The sequence below is a fragment of the Aliarcobacter cibarius genome, assembly GCF_013372265.1.
Lineage (GTDB): Bacteria > Campylobacterota > Campylobacteria > Campylobacterales > Arcobacteraceae > Aliarcobacter > Aliarcobacter cibarius.
In genome coordinates, this window is record NZ_CP054051.1 from 86225 (window position 1) to 107624 (window position 21400).

General features: G+C 24.5%; 24 protein-coding genes and 1 pseudogene. 9 read left to right on the top strand and 16 right to left on the bottom strand.

Annotated features, from left to right (window positions below):
• The first annotated feature begins 7 nt into the window (after positions 1-7).
• The 3 genes from ACBT_RS00390 to ACBT_RS00400 all read left to right on the top strand — a co-directional run bounded on the left by ACBT_RS00390 (position 8) and on the right by ACBT_RS00400 (position 3822).
• Complete coding sequence (locus tag ACBT_RS00390) at positions 8-1354, top strand: efflux RND transporter periplasmic adaptor subunit (RefSeq protein WP_024775330.1); 1347 nt, start codon at positions 8-10, stop codon at positions 1352-1354.
• Positions 1354-3474, top strand: coding sequence for a site-2 protease family protein (locus ACBT_RS00395; RefSeq protein ID WP_024775331.1), 2121 nt, complete (start codon positions 1354-1356; stop codon positions 3472-3474). The genes ACBT_RS00390 and ACBT_RS00395 overlap by 1 nt, the downstream gene beginning before the upstream one ends.
• 78 nt (positions 3475-3552) lie before the next feature.
• Positions 3553-3822: a hypothetical protein gene (locus ACBT_RS00400; RefSeq protein ID WP_024775332.1), complete on the top strand. Its 270-nt coding sequence runs from the start codon at positions 3553-3555 to the stop codon at positions 3820-3822.
• A gap of 201 nt (positions 3823-4023) precedes the next feature.
• Here the strand turns inward: ACBT_RS00400 and ACBT_RS00405 are convergent, their stop codons facing one another.
• The gene (locus tag ACBT_RS00405) at positions 4024-4191 is read right to left on the bottom strand and encodes a hypothetical protein (protein WP_157833403.1); all 168 of its coding nucleotides are present in this window, start codon (positions 4189-4191) and stop codon (positions 4024-4026) included.
• A gap of 272 nt (positions 4192-4463) precedes the next feature.
• A complete protein-coding gene (locus tag ACBT_RS00410) occupies positions 4464-5441 on the bottom strand; it encodes an IS630 family transposase (RefSeq protein WP_051429955.1) in 978 nt (325 codons plus the stop codon).
• A gap of 229 nt (positions 5442-5670) precedes the next feature.
• Between ACBT_RS00410 and ACBT_RS00415 the strand changes: the two genes are divergently transcribed.
• Positions 5671-6000 (top strand): cyclic-phosphate processing receiver domain-containing protein, encoded by a 330-nt coding sequence (locus ACBT_RS00415; protein ID WP_024775333.1) that lies wholly within the window; start codon positions 5671-5673, stop codon positions 5998-6000.
• A 96-nt stretch (positions 6001-6096) separates the two neighbouring features.
• On the opposite strand, the gene ACBT_RS00420 is transcribed toward ACBT_RS00415, so the two are convergent.
• Entirely contained in the window at positions 6097-6588 is a 492-nt protein-coding gene (locus ACBT_RS00420; RefSeq protein ID WP_024775334.1) for a hypothetical protein, read from the bottom strand.
• Between the two features lie 458 nt (positions 6589-7046).
• On the opposite strand from ACBT_RS00420, the gene ACBT_RS00425 reads away from it, so the two are divergent.
• Positions 7047-7301 carry a helix-turn-helix domain-containing protein gene (locus tag ACBT_RS00425; RefSeq protein WP_024775336.1) on the top strand — a complete coding sequence of 85 codons (255 nt, stop codon included), beginning with the start codon at positions 7047-7049 and terminating at the stop codon, positions 7299-7301.
• Positions 7291-8451 (top strand): type II toxin-antitoxin system HipA family toxin, encoded by a 1161-nt coding sequence (locus ACBT_RS00430; RefSeq protein ID WP_024775337.1) that lies wholly within the window; start codon positions 7291-7293, stop codon positions 8449-8451. Before ACBT_RS00425 ends, ACBT_RS00430 begins: the two co-directional genes overlap by 11 nt.
• A gap of 54 nt (positions 8452-8505) precedes the next feature.
• On the opposite strand, the gene ACBT_RS00435 is transcribed toward ACBT_RS00430, so the two are convergent.
• Both ACBT_RS00435 and ACBT_RS00440 read right to left on the bottom strand, forming a co-directional pair.
• Positions 8506-8973, bottom strand: coding sequence for a transposase (locus tag ACBT_RS00435; protein WP_228130329.1), 468 nt, complete (start codon positions 8971-8973; stop codon positions 8506-8508).
• A 26-nt stretch (positions 8974-8999) separates the two neighbouring features.
• Complete coding sequence (locus ACBT_RS00440; RefSeq protein ID WP_024776261.1) at positions 9000-9272, bottom strand: helix-turn-helix domain-containing protein; 273 nt, start codon at positions 9270-9272, stop codon at positions 9000-9002.
• Positions 9273-9590: 318 nt separating this feature from the next.
• On the opposite strand from ACBT_RS00440, the gene ACBT_RS00445 reads away from it, so the two are divergent.
• Positions 9591-9959, top strand: a complete 369-nt coding sequence (locus ACBT_RS00445; protein WP_051429976.1) for a PAS domain-containing protein — start codon at positions 9591-9593, stop codon at positions 9957-9959.
• An 11-nt stretch (positions 9960-9970) separates the two neighbouring features.
• Positions 9971-12214 carry a methyl-accepting chemotaxis protein gene (locus ACBT_RS00450; RefSeq protein ID WP_024776259.1) on the top strand — a complete coding sequence of 748 codons (2244 nt, stop codon included), beginning with the start codon at positions 9971-9973 and terminating at the stop codon, positions 12212-12214.
• Between the two features lie 171 nt (positions 12215-12385).
• Here the strand turns inward: ACBT_RS00450 and ACBT_RS00455 are convergent, their stop codons facing one another.
• The 11 genes and pseudogenes from ACBT_RS00455 to ACBT_RS00500 all read right to left on the bottom strand — a co-directional run bounded on the left by ACBT_RS00455 (position 12386) and on the right by ACBT_RS00500 (position 20314).
• Complete coding sequence (locus ACBT_RS00455) at positions 12386-12544, bottom strand: hypothetical protein (protein ID WP_169729054.1); 159 nt, start codon at positions 12542-12544, stop codon at positions 12386-12388.
• Between the two features lie 137 nt (positions 12545-12681).
• Positions 12682-12900 (bottom strand): cold-shock protein, encoded by a 219-nt coding sequence (locus tag ACBT_RS00460; RefSeq protein WP_024776258.1) that lies wholly within the window; start codon positions 12898-12900, stop codon positions 12682-12684.
• A gap of 409 nt (positions 12901-13309) precedes the next feature.
• Complete coding sequence (locus ACBT_RS00465; protein WP_157833412.1) at positions 13310-13486, bottom strand: hypothetical protein; 177 nt, start codon at positions 13484-13486, stop codon at positions 13310-13312.
• 156 nt (positions 13487-13642) lie between these two features.
• Positions 13643-13978 (bottom strand): type II toxin-antitoxin system PemK/MazF family toxin, encoded by a 336-nt coding sequence (locus ACBT_RS00470; RefSeq protein WP_024776257.1) that lies wholly within the window; start codon positions 13976-13978, stop codon positions 13643-13645.
• Positions 13965-14213, bottom strand: coding sequence for a hypothetical protein (locus ACBT_RS00475; RefSeq protein ID WP_024776256.1), 249 nt, complete (start codon positions 14211-14213; stop codon positions 13965-13967). Before ACBT_RS00475 ends, ACBT_RS00470 begins: the two co-directional genes overlap by 14 nt.
• Positions 14214-14501: 288 nt before the next feature.
• Positions 14502-14676 (bottom strand): annotated as a pseudogene (locus tag ACBT_RS11895) (IS256 family transposase); the annotation flags it as partial.
• Positions 14677-14732: 56 nt separating this feature from the next.
• A complete protein-coding gene (locus tag ACBT_RS00480) occupies positions 14733-16574 on the bottom strand; it encodes a PAS domain-containing sensor histidine kinase (protein WP_176325296.1) in 1842 nt (613 codons plus the stop codon).
• Between the two features lie 74 nt (positions 16575-16648).
• Positions 16649-16822: a hypothetical protein gene (locus ACBT_RS00485; RefSeq protein ID WP_157833411.1), complete on the bottom strand. Its 174-nt coding sequence runs from the start codon at positions 16820-16822 to the stop codon at positions 16649-16651.
• Positions 16823-17345: 523 nt separating this feature from the next.
• Entirely contained in the window at positions 17346-17537 is a 192-nt protein-coding gene (locus tag ACBT_RS00490) for a YwbE family protein (RefSeq protein ID WP_024776254.1), read from the bottom strand.
• Positions 17538-17594: 57 nt separating this feature from the next.
• Complete coding sequence (locus tag ACBT_RS00495) at positions 17595-18512, bottom strand: tyrosine-type recombinase/integrase (protein ID WP_024776253.1); 918 nt, start codon at positions 18510-18512, stop codon at positions 17595-17597.
• Positions 18513-19225: 713 nt separating this feature from the next.
• A complete protein-coding gene (locus ACBT_RS00500; protein ID WP_407647540.1) occupies positions 19226-20314 on the bottom strand; it encodes a type I restriction enzyme subunit R domain-containing protein in 1089 nt (362 codons plus the stop codon).
• Positions 20315-20796: 482 nt separating this feature from the next.
• On the opposite strand from ACBT_RS00500, the gene fic reads away from it, so the two are divergent.
• Entirely contained in the window at positions 20797-21357 is a 561-nt protein-coding gene (gene fic / locus ACBT_RS00505; protein WP_024776251.1) for a protein adenylyltransferase Fic, read from the top strand.
• Positions 21358-21400 lie beyond the last annotated feature (43 nt).

A 21400-nucleotide genomic window follows, 5' to 3' on the forward strand; every position in this document is an offset into this window, starting at 1 on the left:
ATAAAGATTGGAATCAAACATCTCAAAACTTCTACAGTTAGAACATAACTGTAGAAATTGTGAAAATATAAAAGAGTTATATTTTCAGATTGTAAATGAAACAAGAAATATAGTTCCTTATTCTCAAGGAGTTTTATTAACAACTGATTTAAAAGGTAAATATAAAGTTGTAGGAATATCTGATATTTCAGTTGTTGATTCAACTTCTCCTTATGTTCAATGGATTGAAAATGTAGTTGAAGATTTAAATGCAAATCCTAAATCAAAAGATATTTTTGTAGTTGAAGCTAAAAATGATTTAAAAGAGGTAAATTATAAATCTCTTTTAGAATATGCTCCACCAAATTTGCTATTTATGCCTTTAATTAGTACAAAGGAAGATAGTGAAGTAAATTATATTTTCTTACTTTTTAAAGAAAGTAATTGGATTGAAAATGATATTTTAATGTTAAAACATCTTTCTTCTTCATTATCATACTTTTTATTTGCTATGCGAAGTTGTGGAATTTTACAAACTGTAAAAAGAATTTCTTTTAAAAATAAATATTTTAAAATTATCTTAATTCTATTATTTATTTTAATGTTTCTACCAGTTCAATTATCTATATTAGCACCACTTGAAGTTGATTCTAAAAACCCTTATGTAGTTACTTCACCTTTAAATGCGATAATTAAAGATATTAAAGTTTATCCGAATGATAAAATATCAAAAAATCAATTAATAGTTGAATTTGATGATGTTGATTTTAAAAATAATTATTTAGTTTCTAAAAGAACTTTAGATGTTGCAAATGCAGAACTTTTTACTGTTAAGCAAAGTAGTTTTATGGATCCTAAACAAAAAAGTCAAATTTCACAACTTGAAAATCAAGTTGAATTGAAAGAGGCTGAATTAAATTTTGCAAAAGATCAATTAGATAAAACAAAAATCTATGCAAAAGAAGAAGGAATAGCAATAATAAATAATCCAAATGATTGGAAAGGAAAACCAGTTAATACAGGAGAGAGAATATTTTTAATAGCGAATCCAAATAGTATAGAACTTAAAATTATGCTTCCTGTTAGTGATGCTATTTTTTTAGAAGAAAATGCAATAGTTAAAGCTTTTTTTGATAATGACCCAACAAACTCTTGGAAAGCAAAAGTTAAATATATTTCATACAAACCTGAACTTACAGAGCAAAATGTTTTATCATATAAAATTATTGCCCAGTTTGATGATATAAATGAAAATGGTTATATTCCATCTATTGGACTTAGAGGAACAGCAAAAATTTATTCAAAACAAGTAAGTTTGTTTTTTTATCTATTTAGAAAACCAATCACTGCTACTAGACAATGGATAGGTTGGTAATGTTTGCACAAGAACAAAAAGTAATATTACCAAAAATAAGAGATGATTTAAAACTATTAGAGACTTCTGTTGCGGAAGATGGTTCTAAAAGGTGGCTTTTATTTGATCCTATTCAAAATAAATATTTCAATATAGGAATTGATGCTTTTGATTTGATTTCAAACTGGCAAAGTGATATTGAACTTGAAGAGTTTATAAAAATCCTAGAGCAAAAAGATTATGAAATAGATACGGAATCTCTTCAAACTTTTGTGGATTTTTTGATAAATAATAACTTGATAGTTTGTGAAGATTTAAAATATACAAATAGAATGAAAAATATTCAAAAACAATCTAAACAAAATATTTTTAAATGGTTAATTCATAACTATTTATTTATTAGAATTCCTCTAGTAAAACCAGATTATTGGCTTGAAAAAAACAAAAAAAAAGTGGATTTCTTATACTCTAATCTTTGGCAAAATATTGTCTTGTTTTTAGGATTTATTGGTATTATTTTTGTATTAAGAGATTGGGAAAATTTTATTTCTACTTTTATGTATCTCTTTTCTAAAGAGGGATTTTTTTACTACTTTTTATCATTGGTTTTTGTAAAAAGTTTACATGAATTAGGTCATGCATTTACTGCAAAAAGGCTTGGCTGTAAAGTCCCAACTATGGGAGTTGCATTTTTAGTTTTATTTCCTGTTTTATACACTGATACCACAAATGCATGGAAATTAAAATCAAAATATCAAAGACTAAGAATTGTTGTTGCAGGAATGAAAGTTGAACTTTATCTTGCACTAATAGCTACATTTTTATGGTCTTTTATTCCAGATGGGATTTTTAGAAGTATTCTTTTTATTATTGCAACTACTAGTTGGATTAGTTCTCTTTTAATTAATTTTAGTCCATTTTTAAGATTTGATGGATACTACGCTTTATCTGATATAACTGATAGTAAAAATCTTCAACCAAGATCTTTTTCAATGGCTAGGTGGTTTATTAGAAAAAATTTCTTAGGACTTGAAGAACAAAAACCAGAAATTTTATCTAAGCAAAAAGAAACTTTTTTTATAACTTATGCAATCCTAACTTGGATTTATAGATTTTTTTTATTTTTAGGAATAGCTGTTTTAGTTTATTATTTCGCTTTTAAAGTTTTAGGAATCATTCTTTTTTTAGTTGAAATTATTTGGTTCATACTACTTCCTGTTTTTAATGAATTAAAAATTTGGTGGAGTAAAAGAGATAGAGTAACTTTGAACAGAAAAAACTCTAGATTTTTAGCTTTTTTGGTGTTATTTTCATTTTTTATTTTTGTTCCTTGGAATAGTAGTATTAAAATGCCAGCTATTATTGAAACACAAAATTATTATGAATTTTATCCTGCTGAAGATGCATATATAGAAGAAATATATTTTATTAATACTCAAAATGTAAAAAGAGGAGATCTACTTTTAAAAATAAAATCTCCTATGATTGAACATAAGATATCTCAAGTTTTAAAAGAAATTAAACATATAAATATTGAATTAGATAAACAAGCAGGATTTAGAGAAAATTTGAATAAAAGATTTATTTTAGAAGAGAATTTATTTAAAAAACAAAATGAATTAGAAGGTTTACAAAAAGTAAAAGATAAATTTGAAGTAAAAGCTCCTTTTAGTGGGAAAATACTCTTCACAAATGATTTTAAAATTAATCAATGGATTAGTAAAAAAGAATCTTTATTTGTTTTATATGATAATTCAAATTATAGAATTGTAAGTTTTTGTAATGAGAAAGATTTAAAATTATTGAAAAAAAATGGTAATGCAAAATTTATATTTAATTCAGGGGATATAAAAGATATAAGTATAAAATTATTGACAATTTCAAAAATCTCAACTCCTTATTTAGAATTTCCAGAATTATCTTCAGATTATGGAGGGGATATTGCAACAAGACAAGATTTAAATAAGCAAATTAAAACAGAACAAGCTTATTATAAAATAATATCTAATTTCGAAAATAAGAATTTAAATTTAACAACAAGAAAACAAGGAATTTTAGTAGCTGAAGGTGTACATTCTAGTTTGGCATTAAAATTTTACAAGCAGGTTATATCAGTTATAATTAGAGAAAGTAGTTTCTAAAACAATAAATATGTTATAAAACATTAATAAAAAGACTAATTTTGTATAATGCTAAATTTATAAAAGAAAGAAAACTATTTGATAAATATAAAAATAAAATTAAAAGATATTATTGAAAAAGTAATGATACCAGAGTCTAAAACTTATTTAAATGAATTAAATGAAATTATAAATAATAATGAGTTTAGCCAAGATGATCTAGATGCTAAAGAAGATATGAAGTCTTTTTTACAAGAACTTCAAGCTATAATAAAAGCTATTGATAAAAATGAAATAAATGATGATGAAGCAAAAGTAATTTATGAAAAAATAAATTATATGTTACAAGAACATGAAGAAAATCATTAGTTAAAAAATATGTAATAAAATGAGGTCTAAATTGAAACTTTAAATCTAAGTCTCACACTTACTGTAGTCTAATAAATTTAAATATTTAATATTAATTGAAACATTTGTTAAATGAGGGAGCGTTATTATTTATTTAAAAAAATTAAACTATTTTTGAAGTATGAAAAAATTGTGGAAGTTTAGTGATTTTAATAAATGTAATTAAAAACACTTTTTAAATGATTTTAGAAAATCTTCTCCATCTTTATCATGATTATATTTTATATTATAAGTATCACAAGCATCTTCATTATATTTAACTAAAAATAAACTTAATAAAACTAAACAAAGTACAACGGCAACTAATAGTATTATTTTTAGTTTACTCAATTTCTAACTCCAAGCATAAATATTTTTATTCAATATGAATATATTTAAAAACTAATAATAGATTGTTTAAAAATTAAACTAATTACAAAAATCGGAAACACTCGAATACAGTTTCCAAAAATATTTGAACTTTTGTACATCAAAAAAACTCATTTATTACTCCCCTAGCAAATAATCTGAAAAGTCAACTAGCATATTGCACCTTTGGATGCTTGAAAAAGTTAGCAACTTTTTGAGGATTTTGCTGAAGTGATAACATATATTTTTCTGTGTTAGTACGCAGTTGTTTTTCTCACAGAGAGTGCAAACACAGGACTTGTTGGTAACTCATATTTATTTGCACTTTGTTTATAATCTTGATTTAGATATTCATCTGGATTATAATCAGGTGAATAAGCTGGAAGATAAAATAGTTTTATTTTATCTTTGTTTTCTTCTTCCCAAACTTTTACAAGCTTTGCATGATGAACTCTTAGGTTATCTACAATTAAAAATACTTTTTTACCATTATTTGAGTCAATAACTTTTTTACAAAATTCTATAAAGCTATCAATCTTTATAGATTCATCATATAGGCTAAACATAGATTTACCAGTATTTGTAATAGCAGAAATCATATTTATTTTAAATCTTTTAGCAGAATGTTCTAATATGGGTTTATTATGTGTTCCTATTGGTGCATACCCTTTAAGATTATTTGCTAAATTTTGACAAGCTGTCTCATCACACCACCATATATCTGCATTATCTTTTTTAGCTTCTTTTTTTATTTTTGGATATTCCTCTTCTAACCAAGCCTTTGTTGCTTTATCTTTTCGTTCATATGCTCGTTTGATTGGCTTTTTTGAAGTAAATTTCCATTTAGCCAAATAATATCCAACTGTTGATATTGGCATATCAATATCTATCTCGTATTTAATAAGTGTCTGCACTGCCTCTCTCGTCCAAAGTGCAAATTTAAATTTTAACTGTTGTGGTGTTGTATCTATTAGCTTCTTTATTATGAAAGCTTCCTGTTCATCTGATAGTTTTTTACCAACATTTTTTGGTCTTCCCGCATTTTTTACTTTAAAAATATTTGAACCATCTTTTTTATATTGAGAATAATATGATGAAATTGTTTGAGCTGATATCCCAACAATCTCTGCTACCTCTTTATTTGCTATTCCTTTTTCTCTAAGTTTTATAGCTATTCTTCTCTTTTCAGACAACTCTCTGGGTGATAATTTTCTTGCATCTATTTTTTCCATATAAAATTATACTATAATTCAGATTATTTATTGGTGAAGTAATAAAAAATTAAGAAGATGTAAGTAGATATAATATTTATCAAAAGAACAAAGAACAATCCAAATGAATAAACTTTTTTTGATAATTTGCCTGTGAGCTGGAGTGATAAACTATCATATAATAGACAAATAAATGTCTTTTTACACAGTTAAAATAATAGTAAGATTAAAATTTATGAGGAAACATAAAATGAAAATGTATTTAGATGATATAAGAGAACCAAAAGATAGCTATGATGTGATTGCTAGAAGTTATGAAGAAGCTGTTATGTTTGTGCAAAAAAATGGTATTCCATCTTATATTTCTTTTGATCATGATTTAGGTTGTGAGGATACTGGAGAAATTTTAAAAAGTGGTTATGATTTTGCTAAATGGCTAGTTGATATGGATATTGAAAATATCTATAAATTTCCAGATAATTTCTCTTTTAATATTCATAGTGCAAATCCTATTGGAAGAAATAATATCAATTCTATTTTAAATAACTATCTGAAATTCAAAGTTAGATATAAAGAGTAATTTTAAAACTAAATTATAATGCACTTCGAAAATAGGGAAAAAGCTATAAGAGTAAGTTTAGATGATCTATAATCTCTTGAATTCAAAGATTTTAATTTAACTTGAAAATAGTGGAAAACATCTGCTATTTTCTCTATTATTTTTTGAATTTTTTGCTAAAATCTCAATATCATATGAGCCATCATAAAATGTTAAAACTATTTCATTTTTAGGGTTTAGATTTTCATTAGCCCAAATTATAAGCTCTTCTAGATGATTTTTCCAAATTTCTTCTTTGGTTTTAAAATATAATTTTTCTATATATAAATTACAAAAAAATCCCTTTTTATCTTTTTTTATAACAGTTGTTAAATCTAGAGGATTTGAAAAGTAAAATTGATTTTCATATGTTAATACAATATACAGATCAAATTTATAATCTGCATCTGCACTAATATCAATTGCAATATTAGGAATTGAACAAAATTTTAATTTGTAATTTCCATGAGATTTTAGATCTCTTACTAAATAGGGTTTACAGTTAAATTCATCGTAGTGTGAAATCAACCACCTTTTTATAAATTTTATAAAATCATTAGTTTTTTTCATCGATAACTCCAAGTAGCTTTAAACAATTTTGAGCTGAAATTACATTTGAATCATCTTCAATAATTGCATAATCAGTTTCATCTAAATCAACACTCACTTCAACATATTCAAAAAGATAAGTTTGATCAAATAGTTAAAACTATTAAATATTTAAATCCAATAAAATTTAAAAAAGAACTATCAGTTGATTTTTTGGAAGAATATAAACTCAAACAATCAAGATGTCCTAATAATTCTAGAAAAAAGATTTATAAGAAAATTGTAAATTCAAAAGATAGAAGAATAAAAAGAAATTACCTAAAAAATTTTGAATTTGACAAAGAGATTACTACACATAAACTTTCTAAATCTATTTTGTGGGAGATTATATAAGCATTAAAATATAAATGAAGCATAATTCATATTTAAGTATAAAACTAATAATATATGAAATATATTTCTTATTTTAGGAGCAAAAAATGACTCTATTTGATTTGGGAAAAGAGATAAAAAGTTTACGAAAAGAGAAAAACTGGTCTCAAGATGATTTAGAAAAATATTCAGGTATCACAAAAAGAACAATCTCAAAAATAGAAAATGGCTTTATAGATGAAGTTGGAATTAAAAAAGTTGAAAATATTTTGGATTTACTTGGAGTTGAATTTGCCCTTAGACCAAAAGGAAGACCAAAAACTCTTGAAGAGTTACAAGAGGAGCTAGAACATGCAAAATAACTCTAAAAATGGTTTGAAAGTTTTTGTAAATAAAAATATTACAGGGGCTTTAAATTTTGAAAATGATACATATATTTTTAATTATAAAGATGATGCAAAAGATATTGTAAGCCTTACAATGCCAATAAGAAGTGCTAGCTGGAATAGTAAAAAACTTCATCCAATATTTCAAATGAATATGCCAGAAGGTGCTTTAAAAGAGACTATTAAAAATCACTTCTCAAAAATAGAGACTATGACTGATATAAATATGTTAAAACTAATTGGTCCATATATGCTAGGTCGTGTTAAATTTGAAGAGATTAAAGATGTACAAGATAATCTAAATTTAGATGATATTTTAAACTCTTCAAAACAAAATTTATTTGATGAACTTCTTCTTAAATTTGCTATAAAATCTGGAATTTCAGGTGTTCAGCCAAAGTTACTTTTAAAAGCTTTTGATAAAACAACAATAAAATTTGAAAATTATATAGTTAAATCATGGGAAAATAATTACCCAAATTTAGCTTTAAATGAATATTTTTGTATGAAAGCTTGCTCTTATGCAAAACTTCCAACTCCAGAGTTTTATATAAGTGATGATTTTAAAATGTTTGTTATGAAAAGATTTGATATTTTAGAAGATGGAACATATCTTGGATTTGAGGATATGTGTGTATTAACTGCAAGAGGAGTTGAAAATAAATATGATGGAAGCTATGAAGAGTGTGCTAGAGTTATAAAAGATATAATAAGCCCCCAATATAAAAAAGAGTCTCTAAAAATATTTTTTAAATCTTTAGTTATGAATCATTTTCTTAAAAATGGTGATGCTCATTTAAAAAATTATGGGATTTTATATAAAAATGATTTTAATAATTCATTTTTAGCTCCAATTTATGATGTTATAACTACAAAAGTTTATATTAAAAATGATATTCCAGCTTTAAGACTTAGTGATGGAAAACTTTGGTGGAAAGAAAAAACTTATAAAAACTTTGCAAAGCTTAGTTGTAATCTTACAAATGTTGAGTATGAAACTATAATAGATGAGTGCATTGAAGCAATAAGATTAACAAAAAATGAAATACTAGAGTTTATGAAAAAATATCCAAAGCAGAAGATTTTTTTAGATAGTTTGATTGAGTGTTGGAGTGAAAATTTATAATAAAGCAGACAAAAACTTTTTCAATTATTACTCCCCTAACTAAATACCCAAAAATCAACCAGCATACTGAACCTTTGGATGTTTAAAAAAGTTAGCTACTTTTTGTGGATTATTTTGAATTGACAGCATATATTTTTCAGTATTATTTCTTAGTTCTTTTTGTGTTGTTGGCAATTCATATTTATTAGCACTTTGTTTATAATCTTGATTTAGATATTCATCTGGATTATAATCAGGTGAATAAGCTGGAAGATAAAATAGTTTTATTTTATCTTTATTCTCTTCTTCCCATGCTTTTACTATCTTTGCATGATGAACTCTTAGGTTATCTACAATTAAAAATACTTTTTTACCACTATTTGAATCGATAACTTTTTTACAAAATTCTATAAAACTATCAATCTTTATAGATTCATCATATAGACTAAACATAGATTTGCCTGTATTTGTTATTGCACTAATCATATTTATCTTAAATTTTTTTGCAGTATGTTCTAATACTGGTTTATTATATGTACCAATAGGAGCATATCCTTTAAGATTATTTGCTAGATTTTGACAAGCTGTCTCATCACACCACCATCGCTAGTTAATCTTTTTTTATCACCAATTTTTCTACCTCTTTGACCAATTTCAATCCCTCTTTTCCCATCTTTTAAATATCTACTTCTCCAGATTGATACTGTACCAGGATTAACTCCTACTATTTGAGCAACTTCAGAATTTTTCATTCCCTTGTCACGCAACCTCATTGCTAAGATTCTTTTTTCTTTTTGAGCATCTGTACTTAATTTTCTTGCATCTATTTTTTCTATTTCCATACAGAATTATAGCTAAATTTATATTAAGTATTTATTCGGTGGAGTAATAGTATTTTATTAATGAACCTTATAACTTTAATACAACTATTTTTAAGCTCTAAGTTCAGTCTTTAATCTTTCTTGAATTAAACTTTTTTAAAATTTAACTGCCCAGTTTAGCACTTTAACAACAATTTTTTTAGTGCTTGATTACCCTAATTATGCCCCATTTTGTTAATTAATGATTAACTATTGATCAAAATCAAATATTTATTTATCTTATTTGACTAAAATCCCAAAAAATTATACAGGAAGTTTAAGTTGGGGAAAAAAGAGATTATGTTAAGCCTTGAATCTTTTTTGTTATCTGAGACAGATGAAAAAGGATTTATAAGATACGCAAATGATGAGTTTTGTGAAATTTCTGGTTTTAGTTTAGAAGAATTAATTGGAAAACCACATAATATAGTTAGAAGTCCTGATATGCCAAAAGCTGCATTTGAAGATTTATGGAAAACAGTTAAAAGTGGTAAACCCTGGAAAGGATTTGTAAAAAATAATACAAAATCAGGGGATTATTATTGGGTTTTTGCAACAGTTTTTCCCTTTAATTCATGTGATGGTTCAAAAGGATATCTTTCTTGTAGAAGAGCAGCTTCAAGAAGTGAAATAGAAAAATATGAAAATATTTATAAAAATATGAGATAGAAAGAGAACTTATGGGAATAATACAATTTTTAAAAACAATGTCAATTAAAAATAAAATAAGATTAATAAGCATATTACCTTTGGTATTCGTAGTTATTTTATCTTTTTATATTAATATTAATATTTATCAAAAAGTATCTCAATTAAAAGATATGAAAGAGTTAACAAATCTAAATATTAAAATATCTTCTTTGTTGCATGAAACACAAAAAGAAAGAGGATTGAGTGCTAGTTTTATTGTAAGTAATGATATAAAATTCAAAGAATCTTTAGAAACACAAAGAAAGCTTACAGATGAAAATTTAAAAGAATTTACTAAAACGATTGAAAACCTAAATACTACTTCTTATCCAAAAAATTCAGAAATCTTAATTACTAATGTTTTAAAAGAGATAACAAATCTTCAAAAAATTAGAAGGGATGTTAATGATTTAAAAATTGAAACTAGTAAAGTTTTTAATTTTTATACAAATATAAATTCAATGCTTTTAGATTTTATAGCACTTACTACTACTAAAGTTGAAAGGGAAGAAGATACAAGAGCACTTATAGCATATTATAATTTTCTAATGGCAAAAGAGCGAACAGGAATTGAAAGAGCTATTGGTTCAAATACTTTTGCAGCTAAAAAATTTTCATCAGGAATGTATGAAAAATATACTGGTTTAGTATATGAACAACAAATGTTTATTGAGGGATTTTTAAAATATGTTAGTGAAAAAAATAAAATTTTTTATAAAGAAAAAATTAATCAACCAGTAATAAATGAAGTAAAAGATATGAGTAAAAATTTATTATCTTATGGTGAAAACAGGGATGTTAATTTTGAAACAGATCCTACTATTTGGTTTAGTAAAATGACAGAAAAAATTAATATTTTAAGACAAATTGAAGATCATATTTCTACAGATATGATTGAAAGTATTGAAGCATATTCATCTAATCAAACTAATTTCATGTATTTTTTAGTTTTAGTTAGTATTTTTTTAATTATTATTATAGTTAATTTAGTAATCTTTTTTAATTCTAATATTAGTAAAGCTATAAGTAAAATATATACTGGAATTGAACAATTCATGAAATATTTAAATAGAGAAATTAATGAGTTAGAATATATAGACTTTGATGCAAGGGGAGAATTAGGAAAACTTGCTACAATGATTAATCTTAATATCGATAGAATAAATGGTGATTTAGAAAAAGATTTACTGTGTGTTGGTGAAGCAACTATTACATTAGATAAATTTGAAAAAGGTTATTACTCTTGTAGAGTAAATTCAAAAGCAGCTAATCCACAAGTTCAAACTCTAGCAAAAACAATTAATAGAATGCTAAATACTCAACAAAAAATTAATAAAGATATCTTAAAAGTTTTGAGTGAATATTCAAACTATAATTATACAAATATTATAAATAGTCAAAATATTTATGGTGAACTAAAAGAGTTAGTAGATGGAATAAATCATTTAGGTGAAGCAATTACATCTATGTTAGTAGAAAATAAAGATAATGCTATTATTCTTCAAAATGGATCTGTGCAATTATCAAAAAATGTAAATCAACTAAACAAAGCTTCAAATGAAGCTGCAGCAAGATTAGAAGAAACAGCTGCAGCTGTTGAAGAAATAACAAGTAACATAATTCAAAGTACACATAATGTTTCAATGATGGCTAAAAATGCCAATGAACTAAATGAATCTGTAATTGATGGAGAAAAATTAGCTGAACAAACTGTAAGCTCAATGGAAGAAATTAATACTCAAGTGAATTTAATTAATGATGCAATAAGTATTATTGATCAAATAGCATTCCAAACAAATATACTTTCACTAAATGCAGCAGTTGAAGCAGCAACAGCTGGAGAAGCTGGAAAAGGATTTGCTGTTGTTGCTCAAGAGGTACGAAATCTGGCAAGTAGAAGTGCTGAAGCTGCTCATGATATTAAAAATTTAGTTTCTAATGCAACTTTAAAAGCTAATGAGGGTAAAAAAATAGCTGCTACTATGATAGATGGTTATCACAATATAAGTCAAAATATAAGTAATACAATTAATCTTATAAAAGATGTTTCAAGTGGTGCAAATGAACAAAAAGTTGCTATGGAGCAAATAAGTGATGCAATAAATAGTTTAGATAAGCAAACACAAGTTAATGCAAATATAGCAAATCAAACAAATGACATATCATCACAAACATCAGTTTTAGCAAATAATATTGTAATATCTGTAAATACAAAAGAATTTAGAGGAAAATAGATTCTCTCTAGCCTATAAAAGCTGGAAGTTTTATATTAAAATTAATATTTTTTACAGAAATATAAATAAATATTTCTTCTCAGCTTTTAGTAATTTTGACATAGTTATTTTCTATGTCATAATAAGATATTGATAGAATAACATCTTGTGGTTATTTTACTTTCCTATTATTTAATACATTGCAAATGGATTTTTTGGTTTTAAATAATATTTTGAAAGATTAATACATAATCCAGCTTTTGAAGAAGCATCTTCTAAAGATTCTCCATTTTTTATAAGTCTTAATAAAACTGATTGTTTTATTGATAAATTTATTTTTGTTATTGACATTTTTCTCTTTTATAATTTTTTTGATTTTTAAATATTTTATATTTTTTGATTATTGTTTGTTGTAGTTATACTAGTTTTTAGATGAATGCAATTTTTCCAAACTAAATAGTTTGGAAAAATTCTGATTTTTAAAAAAGTTATATTGCTCTAACGTTTTTTGCTTGAGGACCTTTTTCATTTCTTCCAATTTCGAAAGATACTCTTTGACCTTCATCTAAAGATACTCTTCCATATCCTGAACTTTGAATTTCACTGTGGTGAATGAAGAATTCATCATTTCCATTTTCTATTTGGATAAATCCAAAACCTTTTTCTGAGTTGAACCATTTTACTGTTCCAATATTTTGATCTGCCATAGCATTTCCTTAAATTAATTTTTACTTTAAAAGTAATATATAAAGGTTAAATGAGTTTTAATTTGTATTAAGTAAGTTCGTATCAATTTTTGTAGTTATTAATAAAAGCAAACGAAAGATGTAGTCGAAAACCCTAAATCATCTTTAATATATGAATTCTAACTGAATAAAAATATAAAAGCAAGCTTTTTTTAATTAATTTATAAATTATTGCTTATTTTATATGATTAAATAAATATTTACTAAACTTTCATACATTGAACTTAACTATTTTTTAGTGTAACCTCTATGAAATTGAATAATTTACTCTAATTTTTTTATTTCTCTTGATAATTTCTTATGATTATATAAAAAGTAACTGGATTAAAACTAATCTTTATTATTAAGTTTTGATTTTAAATAATAAGATTTAATCTTCTTCTATATATTCAGCATTCATTAATTTTTCTATTTCCGTAGTAGAAATAAACCTTTGGTTATCAAAAATTTTAGGTAATTTGTCAATCTGTAGCTCATGCATTGCATACTCTTTCATTAGCATATTAGTATTGTACTTCTTTATTAAGTAATCTTCTATCATTCCCATTTATCAACCTTTTAAATTATATATAATAATCGTTAAAGAAGTAATCGAAGAAAGATTGCTACTAATTCATTTTTATTCTAAAAGTTTTATTGATGTAATTGTATCTGAATATATTGATTACTGCTATTATTATATATCCTATAAGCATTAAACATCCTATTGAAAATTTTTACAAAGAGCTTGTATTACTAAATCATATTCTTCATTTGAAAGTTTTGCAATTTTTTCTTTGATTCTTGTTTTTGATAGAGTTCTTATTTGATTGATTAAAATATCAGAATTTTCTTTTAGATTATCTCTTTTTTCTATTCGTAATCTATATGGGAACATATCATCTAATAAATCAGTTGAAAAAGGTAATAATATAACTGTATCTAAAATAGAATTTTCATCATTTCCTGAAATAATCACAGCTGGTCTAATTTTTCCAACTTCATCACCTTTTTTTGGATAAAGGTTTACAATTACAATATCTCCTCTATTTAATTCCATCATCAACTCCAAGTTCTGCAAATTCTAAATCTTGATGTTGTTTTAGTTTGTTTAATTTTGCTAGTTTTTCTTCTCTATCAATTTTTTCAATTATTGGCTTAATATAACTATCATATTTTGAAGAGATAAAATATCCTAAAGTTATGTGAGCTCTTCTGTCTATTATTTTAGCTATATCTATAGCTTTTATTAATGATGGTTTATTCTGAATATCTGTAACACCATACGTTATCATTATATATCCTTTAAATTGTTTTAATCTATTATGATTATATCTAATAATATAAAATATATCAAATGTAATATAATTTTTATTCGCTTAAATATTTTAAAAACTACCATTTGTGAGAAAGGATTTTTATATTAAGAGTTAAATGTTAATTTTTTTTTAAGTTGAAGTATAATCAAAATTGTTAGTAAAAAGAATCATTTAGAAAGTCAGATTTATTTTAAAAGTTAAATTACATTTGATTAAGCGATATTTAAGAACCATGGCGTATTTTGTACCTTTATGTAAATATAGCCTACCATTTAAAACATCATCAGTAATATGTGATTCTACTTCTGCTTCTAAAAAGCAGCTTCTGTAAGTTGTTTAATAAGTGGAGCTAAAAGTCTCCATCTTTACCTATAAGATTTTTATCATTTCTAAATTGTTTTAAAACTTCATTGAAGTCAAAGTTTATTCTCTCTTCCATTCATTGTCAATCCTTGATATTATTTTATAAGATTGACATGGAATTTCTAATACTCCTCAAGGTGTAAAAGTTATTTTAAAACAAGCACCTTTATAATTCTTATTATCATAAACATACTCTTCATTATAAACATTAATCAAAGCATGTTGTCTTTCAACTAACATTTTATATGTCATAGAAAGCCCTATTCCTGTTCCTACACTTTGATGCTTTGTTGTAAAGTATGGTTCAAATATTCTATTCATTATTGTATTTGGAATTCCTCCACCATTATCTTTTATTAAAACAATTAGATTTGAATCTTCTTTTAATGTTTCAACAAATATTAATTTATCATCGCTATTTTTTACATTTTCATTTTCAGCATCTTTAGCGTTATTGATTATGTTTATAAAAGATTGTATTAATTCATTTTCATTAGCTTCAATTTCTAAATCATCATTTAGGTTTGAAATTACATTAATACCATTATTAACCATTGCAGCATGTAATAAAGAAAGAGTTTTTTCAACAACAGATTTTATGCTTATAAGATTTATTTCTTTTGAATTTTTTATAAAATTTCTAAAATCATCTATTGTTTTAGATAAATAATCTGCTTGTTGCATTATCGTATTCATATCTGAAGTTACATCATAATTTTTTAATTCATCATATTCTTTATGAAATTTAACATTACTAGATACTGTTGTAATAACGCTTAGTGGTTGTCTCCATTGATGAGCAATATTTCCTATCATTTCACCCATAGCAGCTAATTTACTTTGTTCTTCAAATAATTTATTTTTAGTAACATCTTTCATACTTAAAAGAATATGGTTTTTGTCAGGCATTAATGTAGCTGATAAAGTAATATTTATCCTTCTATTTTTTGCAACATACACCCTTTCAAAATTATCTACAGAGTCTTTTAAAATAATTTCATTAATATTAGATTTTACAAGCTCTTCTTTATTTTCATCACCAATTAAAGCAATAGAAGATGTTTTTAAAAGTTCCTCTTCGCTAAGTCCTGTAATATCACAAAATGCTTTATTTACTTTTATAAAGTTTGTTTCCATATCTACTATTGCTAAACCATCTTTTGTTGTACCGTAGATAGATTGCAACTCTTTTTGTTGTTCAATTAACTGAAGTTCTTTTACTTTTAGTTCCGTAATATCTCTACCAATTCCTAAAACTCCTATAATTTCACCTTTTGAGTCAACAATTTTTGATTTAATAGTCTGTGTATATTCTTTATGCCCATCAGCAAATGTTAGTTCTTCAAAATTTGAAAGAGGTATATTTGAGTTCATTGCTAGTTTATCACGATTTATAAAAAAGTCTCCAAGCTCCTTATCTACAAAATCATAATCTGTTTTATTTACTATATCTTTTTCTTTTGCTCCATATAACTCTTCAAATCTTTTATTACAAGAGATATAAACCCCTTTAGGATCTTTTATCCATAATAAATCTGGTGCATTATCAAAAACAGCTTTTAATTTATCATGTTCATTTTCTGCTTTTAGTTTTGCTAATGTTAACTCGGTTATATCTTGTACAGCACCTTTTGAATAAAGAGCAACTCCTTTTTCATCAAACTGTGTTACACACTCATCTTTTACCCATTTTACTCTTCCATCATTCATTAACAATCTATGTATTTGTTTATATACTGTTTGATTTTTGATAGATTTTAAATATGCATCTTCGACAACTTTTTTATCATCTGGATGAATAATTTTTAAAAAATTCTCATAAGTCGGAGTAAAAATATTTTTATCTAACTCAAATATATTATATACTTCATCTGTCCAAGATAAAACATTAGTTTTTAAATCATATTCCCAAAGACCAATATGTGATAATTTCTGTAGAGTTTCAAGCTGATTTTTATATTCGTATCTATCCATATTTACCTAATAATTTTTTATAGCTTATTATACAATAGATTTTAATAAAAAATAATTTTTATTGAATATAAAATTTATTTAATAAAGTTAAAAAATTTATCTAAAATTGAAAGAGGTTTTTTCATAGTTTTTCCATTACACTTTTCACAAAAAGGCAAGATTTTTAAGTTATTAACAATCTTTGAATAATCATCTTTTTTTTCAACTATCTTAACATTCCCACATTTCAAACATATCAACTTATACATTTTTGCCTTTTTTAGTAATTTTTATACATTCAACTCAGGCATTGTATCAAAAAAGCAATAAATATATAATAATCAATATTTATTGATAAATATTATAAATTATATATTAGGCTTGAATAAGTCAAAAATTAGATATTTATCATATTTGACGTTAAAATAGCTAGATAAGAAACGATAATATAATTTTATCTATTTTATAAAATAATCAAAAGTATCAATTATAATAACTAATTTTAATGAAGTTATCAGATAATTTTTAATGCTTATTAATAATTCTAATAAGCATAATTAATATTAAATAATCAATTATAAGTAAGCTATTAGAGTAAAATAAAATTATCATATTAATCAACATAGTTCTTTGTGAAAATTAAAAATATTTATTTTCTCATTATAGATTTTCATCACCCGTTTCTGAAGAAAAACTTTTTAAAAAAATTATTTTGATAAAATTCTGAACAATTTTCAAGGTATAAAAATAATTTAAAATGATGATTTACTTTATGAATATGTTACAGATGAGCTATAAGATCTCTTGCACTCGCCCTACTTGTCCATCTTGTAATCTTACTTTTATTCCATGTGGATGAGATGGTGAGTTTGTTAAAATATCTTTTACTATTCCTTGAGTTAATTTATTAGTTCTTTGATCAGCTTTAAGAACTATATTTACTTTTAGTCCTGCTTTTACATTTATTCTTTTTTTTGGATCCATTTATATTTCTTTCTAATTTATATTTAATTTTAAGGGTTTAAGTTTATTAGTTTATTCCTAATACTTTATAGCATTCAAATAAGCTTTTTGAACCTCTTTTTGATTTGGATTTGTATATATCATTGTTGTTTGTATACTTGCATGTCCTAAGAGTTCTTTTACTGTTACTATATTTACATCTTTTGCAAGCATTAATTTTGCAAAAGTATGTCTTAGTATGTGAGCGCCTGAATATTTAATACCTATTTTTTTATAGATATTATTTAAAAATCTATATATTTGAGAACCATCCATTACTTTACCTGATTTTGTGGAAGCTATATAGTTTATACCATTATTAATGTAATACAATAATTCTTTTTGAATATAAACTTTAGGGATATATAGAGTTCTTTCTTTATCACCTTTACCAATTGTATGTATAACATATAACTCTTCATCTTCAATGAAATTAACAGTTTGTAAAACTTCTAACTCTCCTCTTCTTGCTCCAGTATATAGTAATATTTTTAATATCAAAGATGATCTAATATCTATAAAGCTATTAAAATTTAAATTAGCTAAATAATTTTCTAATATTTTTACATCATCTTTCTCAACTCCTTTTGGAGTTCTTTTTTGAAGTTTAATATTTATTTTAAATATAGTAGATAGTTTTATATCAATATCTAGATTTTCATTTATAAATGTAAAAAATGTTTTTAAATGAGTAATATATAATTTTTTACTACTCATCTCTAATTCACTATGTTTTTCTAACATTTGATTTTTATACTCTAAAAAATTCATAATGTCTATTTTCTTTAAATTTTCAAATGAAATAGATTTTTCATACTGCATAATAAATGCAATAAAACTTTTTATTGTAGTGTTGTAAGAGATGATTGTATATTTTGATTTATTAGTAAGTTTTAACTCATTTACAAAATGCCCGAAAAATCGTTCTATTTCTAAAGCAAAAGTTTCATTTTTCACAAAAACCCCCTAAAAACCAAATATTTTTTCATATTATACACTATTATATCTATAATAGTGTATTAATAAAAAAGATTTTATAGTTTTGATTTAATTCTTATACTATGGAATTGAGTTTAATAAAGGTTTTATATTATAAAAATATAAGTCTTTTATAATTATTTATTAAACATTGTATAGACGAAATAACTTATTACTGTTAGCTGCTTTAAAATAAGTATATTGAGAATATTTAAACTAACTATTGAAAGTGGTTTAACACAGAATATTAAAGTGGATTTTTCCAACTATTTAACATTCACAAAAAGATAAAATTTTATATATAGAAGCCTTTTTATCGGATCAAAATTATATTTTTTAATTTCAAATAATGGCGCCTTTATATAAATAAATTGGTTTACAATTACTGATGGTATCATTTAAATTTTATTTTTAAAATTTTTTTATTAGGTTGCACCTATATATTTTAAAATAATTATCCACATATTATTTCTTTTACAAACTTTTTGATAAAATATCACCAATAAGCCCTTGGTTCACCCTGAATAGGTACTGCCTCTCTTCGTTCATCGATGATGATGCCTTGGGTTCAGTTTTTTGATCATTACTTTTCTAAATTTTTCATTCCAATTTCCTAAGCTGCCAAGTTAATATCTAAATCTTATGTTTAAGATGTTCTTTAAATTGATATTTTTCTTAAAAACTATATTTAATTATATAGATACACTACTCAATGCTCTCTCAAAACTATCAAGCATCCCTACTCTAAATGCTTCATCTCCAGCAAACAGTTTATAAAGGTCGAGTTCTTTTTTTCTCTCCTTATTCATAACTTCTGCAACTATTTTTTCTAAAGCTAATCTTCTTGTATGACTATCTTGGTTCTCTTGATATTTTGATTTAAAATCATCATGAGTTTTTACTTTATCAATTAGATTTATAAACTTAACTCTTTGTTCTTCTGGTGTTGCTTCCCATCCATGAAACCATTTTTCATTAAATGCATCAATAATACTATCTAATAAATCTTTTTCAATATCCCCATGAGCTCCTCTTGGATTTGGATTTTGTGGATCAAGTTGTGTTTCACTTTCATCAAGAGGAATACTAATTCCTAATTTAACTCTTTCTAATCCATAAGTTGATAAATCTACACTATTTAATAGTTCATCTAGTTTATCTTGATCTTTATCTTTTATAATCATTTTTGGTATTAAAAACTTTAAAAACCAAAATAGTTTTTCCCATGCAACTATTTCATAAGGCATAATAGAAGACATTTGTCCATATATTTTTACAAATTGTTTAGCTTTAATTTTATAATCTGCTTTTTCTTCATCTTCAAGTTTTAATTCAATATTAAATCTTTGAGCTGCTTTATCAATTATTGGTGAAAGTTTTGAAGCATCTGCTCCTTTAAAATATTTTTCAAAAAATTCATCAACTTCACTTGATTCATAAACACCTAAATCATCTAAATTATCTTTTAACTCATGAAGTACATTTATATCTGTTGCTTCACTTAGCGTCGTTGATGTATAAAATGGATCAAACGAAGCTTTAATATCTTCTGTTTTATTAAAAAAATCTAATACAAACAGATCTTCTGTTTTTTTACCATATTTTGGTGCAGCTCTATTTAGTCTTGATAGTGCTTGAACAGCTAAAACACCTTGAAGTTTCTTATCTACATACATAGCACATAGTTTTGGTTGGTCAAAGCCTGTTAAAAATTTATTTGCAACTACTAGTAATTTATACTCATCACTATCAAATTTTTTATTTTGCTCCAGCCGATTTATTCGTACAGATAGCCGGTGAACATCCGTACAGTCTGAATTGAAAAATCTTTAAGTATGTAATTGTATCATGAATAAATGACTTTTATTTGACATTAATTTGAAAATTTTATATAATTATCCCATGTAATTCATAGGGTTGTTTTTGTAGGAGTGATTACCTACTAGATGACACTGAAAAGGTAAGGATTTATTTCCTTACCTTTTTTTTTGTGGGTAGTGTTGGGTTGGGAGTGTTAATTGAAAGGAAAACCCTAATGAATTACAAACTGATAGTATTACTTTTAATACTCTTAGTATTCGCCACAAAGTGCTACTAAGATATTAATAAAAGGGGGAATTAATCACTCCCCTGATACTATCACCTTTATTTATTCTCTAAATTCAGGATTGAACTTAAATAAAATTACTTAAAAAATTAATGATAAAACCATAAAATGCTATAATCGATATTAATATTTAAAAAATTGTATTTAGGGCTAATAATGAAAGATATAGACAAAAAAAGTTTAGGAAAAGCATATAAATTATTTGAAAGTGCTGATATAGATAATATTGCAGTTGGAACTTTAAAAGGCTTACAACAAATACATAAGTATCTTTTTGATGGACTTTATGATTTTGCTGGTGAATTAAAAGAACTAAATATATCAAAAGGTGGATTTAGATTTGCAAATAGTTTATATCTAAAAGAGATATTACCAAAAATAGAGCAAATGCCACAAAGTAATTTTAAAGAGATTATTGAAAAATATGTTGAAATGAATATTGCTCATCCATTTTTAGAAGGTAATGGTAGAACTATGAGAATATGGCTAGATATGATACTCAAAAAAGAGCTTAAAAAAGTTGTTGATTGGCAAAATGTTCTTAAAGAGTTATATCTTCAAGCAATGGAAAGAAGCCATATAAATGATTTAGAAATTAGAACACTACTAAGTGAAAATTTAACTGATAAAATAGATGATAGAGAAGTTATTTTTAAAGGTATTGAGCAATCTTACTACTACGAGGGATATGAAATTAGAAAATCTTTCAATATTTAAAAAACCATTTTTGATTTTTATATTTTTAAGCTTTTAAAACTAA